Here is a 4270-nt window from a genome sequence, read left to right on the forward strand (position 1 = left end):
GCGGCCGCGGTTCTCCCCGGACGGCCGGTACGTCGCCTTCACCTCCACCCGGGACGGTGCGCCCGAGGTGCACGTCGCCCCGGTGGACGGCGGCCTGGTTTCTTCCGCCCGGTGAACTTACGTTGACCCCGGCGGGCGGGCACTGGAACGCTGACGTCGTGAGCCAATCCGAGAGCCTTGTGGGCCGCCTGCACGTCGATCTGCGACGTCACGCGAGCGCGATCTGTGCCGTTGCCGGCCGCTGACGCCCCGCTGCTCCGCCACCGCCTCACCCTCCCCGCCTGACGGCCGCCCGTCCCACGACGTCGCAGCCCGACGCCGCGCCGTCGTCCGCGTCCGCCGGGCCTTCCGCCCACCCGCCGGCACCCTCCGCCGCGCCTCGGCCCGAGACCGCCGGCCCGACGCCGGTGCCGCAACTCCGGTACCCCAAGCCCGGCGTCGCGACCCGGTACCCCAATCCCGGTACCGCAATCCCGGTGCCGCGATCCCGCACACCCTCCCGCCCGCAAAGGAACCACGCCATGGCCTCCGTCACCCGCCGCCGACTCCTCGCCCTGACCGCCCTCGGAGCCGTGGCCGCCGCCTGCGGACGGGCCGCCGCCTCGGGCGGCAGCGGGGGCGAGACCCGCAAACTCCGCTACCAGGGCTGGGCCGGACAGGTCACCCTGCCCGAACTCGCCGAGGACCTCGGCTACTTCGGCGACGTGAAGCTGGAGTGGGTGGGCAACACGATCAGCGGGCCGCAGGACATCCAGTCCGCGGCGACCGGGCAGATCGACTTCGGCGGCGCCTTCAACGGTGCGGTGGTCAAGCTGATCGCCGCCGGTGCGCCGGTGAAGGCGGTGATCAGCTACTACGGCGTGGACGAGCAGACCTTCAGCGGCTACTACGTCCTGGAGGACAGCCCGATCCGCTCGGCCCGGGACCTGCTCGGCAGGAAGGTCGGCATGAACACACTCGGCGCCCACGCCGAGGCGGTCCTCGACATCTACCTGCAGCGCAACGGCCTGTCCGCGGCCGAGATCGCCAAGGTGGAACCGACCGTGATCCCGCCGGTCAACACCGAACAGGCGCTGCGGCAGAAGCAGATCGAGGTCGCGGTGCTCGGCGGCGTGCTGCGCGACAAGGCGCTGGCGTCCGGCGGCATCCGGCCGCTGTTCAGCGACCACGACCTGCTGGGCCGGTTCAGCGCCGGCACCTACGTGGTCACCAACCGCTTCCTCAAGGAGAACCCGACCACCGCCCGGACCTTCGTCACCGGAGTGGCGCGGGCGATCGAGTGGGCCCGGACCACCCCGGCCGAGGAGGTGATCGAGCGCAGCACGCAGATCGTCCGCAACCGCGGCCGCAACGAGGACGCCGCCGCGCTCGCGTACTGGAAGTCCACCGGGGTCGCGGAGACCGCCGGGCGGATCACCGACGACGAGTTCAAGCCGTGGACCGACTGGCTGGTCGCGCACGGCGACATCAGGGCCGGCCAGGTGAAGTCGGCCGACCTCTACACCAACCAGTTCAACGGATACGGGGGTTGAGCGCGATGAGCGCGCAGATCGATTTTCACGGAGTGACCAAGACCTTCCCGGTCCGCGGACGCTCCCGGGAGGACTTCGTCGCCGTGGACGGCGTGGACCTCTCCATCGCCGCGGGCGAGTTCACCGTCCTGGTGGGGCCGAGCGGCTGCGGCAAGTCCACCCTGCTGGACCTCGTCGGCGGGCTCACCTCGCCGACCTCCGGCGAGATCCTGCTCGACGGCCGCGCGGTGACCGGCCCCGGCCCGGACCGCTCGACGGTGTTCCAGCAGTACGCGCTGCTGCCGTGGCGCACGGCCCAGGGCAACGTCGAGTTCGGACTGGAGTCGATCGGCGTGCCGCGCCGCCAACGGGCCAACCGTGCGCGGGAGTTCCTCGACCTGGTGGGGCTCACCGGGTTCGAGGACCGGCACCCGCACGAGCTGTCGGGCGGCATGAAGCAGCGGGTGGCGATCGCCCGCAGCCTCGCCTACGACCCCGAAGTCCTGCTGATGGACGAGCCGTTCGCCGCGCTCGACGCACAGACCCGCGAATCGCTCCAGGCCGAGCTGCTGCGGATCTGGCAACGCACCGGCAAGACGGTGCTGTTCATCACCCACGGCATCGAGGAGGCGGTCTACCTCGGGCAGCGGGTCGCGGTGCTGACCTCGCGGCCGGGGCGGGTCAAGGAGGTCGTCCGCATCGGCCTGGGCGACCGCGACCGGGCCCCGGACCTCCGGTCCAGTCCCGAGTTCGCCGGCCACCGGCACGAGATCTGGAGCCTGCTGCAGGACGAGGTCAGCCGGGCCCAGCAGTGGGAGAGGGAGGTCAGCCGCGCATGAGCACCGATGTGGAAGTCCGGCCACAGGCCGGCCGCGCCGTCACCGGCAGCAACCCGGGGAACGGGGCGGCCGGGCACCGGATCCGCCCGGACCGGCTGCTCCGGGTCCTCCGGACGGCCGCCACCCGGAGCCTGGCCGTCGGACTGCTGCTGGCGGTCTGGGAGGCGAGCCCACGGCTCGGCCTGGTCGACCGGACGTTCCTGCCCCCGTTCAGCGAGGTGCTCGACGCCTGGTTCCGCCTGCTGCAGAGCGGCCAGCTCGCCACCGACACCCGGGCCAGCCTGGCGCGTTCGCTCAGCGGCTTCGGCCTCGCGGTCGCGGTCGGTGTCCCGCTCGGGCTGCTGATCGGCTGGTACCGGGCGGTCGCCGACCTGCTCAGTCCGCTGCTGGAGCTGTTCCGCAACACCGCCGCTCTGGCCCTGCTGCCGGTGTTCGTCCTGATCCTGGGCATCGGCGAGACCTCGAAGATCTCCATCGTGCTGTACGCCTGCCTGTGGCCGATCCTGCTCAACACCATCAGCGCCGTCCGCACCGTGGATCCGACGCTGCTGCGGCTGGCCCGCTCGCTCGGCCTCCCGCCGCTGCGGCTGTTCCAGAAGGTGATCCTGCCCGCCTCCGTCCCGGTCGTCTTCACCGGCATCCGGCTGGCCGGCGCGGTGTCGATCCTGGTGCTGGTCGCCGCCGAGATGGTCGGCGCGAAGGCCGGGCTCGGCTACCTGATCAACGCCTCGCAGTACAACTTCGCGATCCCGCAGATGTACGCCGGCATCCTCACCGTCTCGGTGATCGGCGTGGCGTTCAACCAGCTGCTGGTCGTGGTCGAGCGCCGGTTCACCTCCTGGCGGCCCGCCCGGGGTCCGTCCTGACCACGCGCCCCGCCGCCACCCCGAGCCCCGCACCCGTACCCGTACCCACAACTGCACCCGCACCCCGAGAGGAAACCCGCATGTCCAGCTTCGACATCCGCCGGATCGGCGGCCGGATCGGCGCCGAGATCACCGGCCTGGACCTCGCCGAGCCGCTCGACGAGAAGACCGTCACCGCCCTCGACGAGGCGCTGCTCCGGCACAAGGCCCTGTTCTTCCGCGGCCAGCACCTGGACGACGAGGGCCAGCAGCGGTTCGCCCGCCACTTCGGCCCGCTCACCACCGCCCACCCCACCGTCCCCGCGCTCGACGGGCAGCCCAACGTCCTGCCGGTCGACAGCGAGGACGGCGGCCGGGCCAACCAGTGGCACACCGACGTCACTTTCCTCCGCACCCCGCCCAAGGCCTCCACGCTGCGCAGCCTGGTGGTGCCCCCGTACGGCGGCAACACGCTGATCGCCAACACCCAGACCGCCTACCAGGACCTGCCGGAGGCGCTGCGGACGTGGGTGGACGGCCTCTGGGCCGAGCACACCAACGCCTACGACTACGCGCAGGGCCGCAAGCTCGACGAGGCCGAGGCGGAGCGGCGCAGCGTCTTCACGTCCACCACCTACCGCACCGCCCACCCGGTGGTCCGGGTCCACCCGGACACCGGCGAACGCGGGCTGTTCATCGGCGGGTTCGCCGAACGGATCACCGGCCTGCCGACGGACGCCTCCCGCGACCTGCTGCGCACCCTCCAGTCGTACGTGACCCGGCCGGAGAACGTGCTCCGCTGGCGCTGGGAGGTCGGCGACGTGGTGCTGTTCGACAACCGGGCGACCCAGCACTACGCCCCGGACGACTACGACGGCCTGCCGCGCCGCCTGCACCGTGTCACCGTCGCCGGCGACGTCCCGGTCGGCGTCGCGGGCGGGGCCAGCCGCCTGCTGGAGGGCGACGAGGCCCCGCACTACACCTCCTGACGCCTCCTGACACCGCCGGACACCTCCTGCACACCTCCGGTATCCGCCGGACGACCGGGCCGCCCGGGGAGCAACTCCCCGGGCGG

5 protein-coding genes are annotated in these 4270 nt (G+C 72.5%); all 5 read left to right on the forward strand.

Annotated features, from left to right (window positions below; genetic code table 11):
* Positions 1 to 158: 158 nt before the first annotated feature.
* The 5 genes from ABZ885_RS36335 (at position 159) to ABZ885_RS36355 (ending at position 4184) form a co-directional block, all read left to right on the forward strand.
* Positions 159 to 245: a putative leader peptide gene (locus ABZ885_RS36335; protein WP_360198666.1), complete on the forward strand. Its 87-nt coding sequence runs from the start codon at positions 159 to 161 to the stop codon at positions 243 to 245.
* Positions 246 to 521: 276 nt separating this feature from the next.
* A complete protein-coding gene (locus ABZ885_RS36340) occupies positions 522 to 1532 on the forward strand; it encodes an ABC transporter substrate-binding protein (RefSeq protein WP_360198655.1) in 1011 nt (336 codons plus the stop codon).
* A 5-nt stretch (positions 1533 to 1537) separates the two neighbouring features.
* Positions 1538 to 2350 carry an ABC transporter ATP-binding protein gene (locus ABZ885_RS36345; protein WP_360198658.1) on the forward strand — a complete coding sequence of 271 codons (813 nt, stop codon included), beginning with the start codon at positions 1538 to 1540 and terminating at the stop codon, positions 2348 to 2350.
* The gene (locus ABZ885_RS36350; RefSeq protein ID WP_360198660.1) at positions 2347 to 3216 is read left to right on the forward strand and encodes an ABC transporter permease; all 870 of its coding nucleotides are present in this window, start codon (positions 2347 to 2349) and stop codon (positions 3214 to 3216) included. Before ABZ885_RS36345 ends, ABZ885_RS36350 begins: the two co-directional genes overlap by 4 nt.
* An 80-nt stretch (positions 3217 to 3296) precedes the next feature.
* Positions 3297 to 4184 carry a TauD/TfdA family dioxygenase gene (locus ABZ885_RS36355; protein WP_360198663.1) on the forward strand — a complete coding sequence of 296 codons (888 nt, stop codon included), beginning with the start codon at positions 3297 to 3299 and terminating at the stop codon, positions 4182 to 4184.
* Positions 4185 to 4270: the final 86 nt, after the last annotated feature.

The organism is Kitasatospora sp. NPDC047058 (genome assembly GCF_040643935.1).
Classification (GTDB): domain Bacteria; phylum Actinomycetota; class Actinomycetes; order Streptomycetales; family Streptomycetaceae; genus Kitasatospora.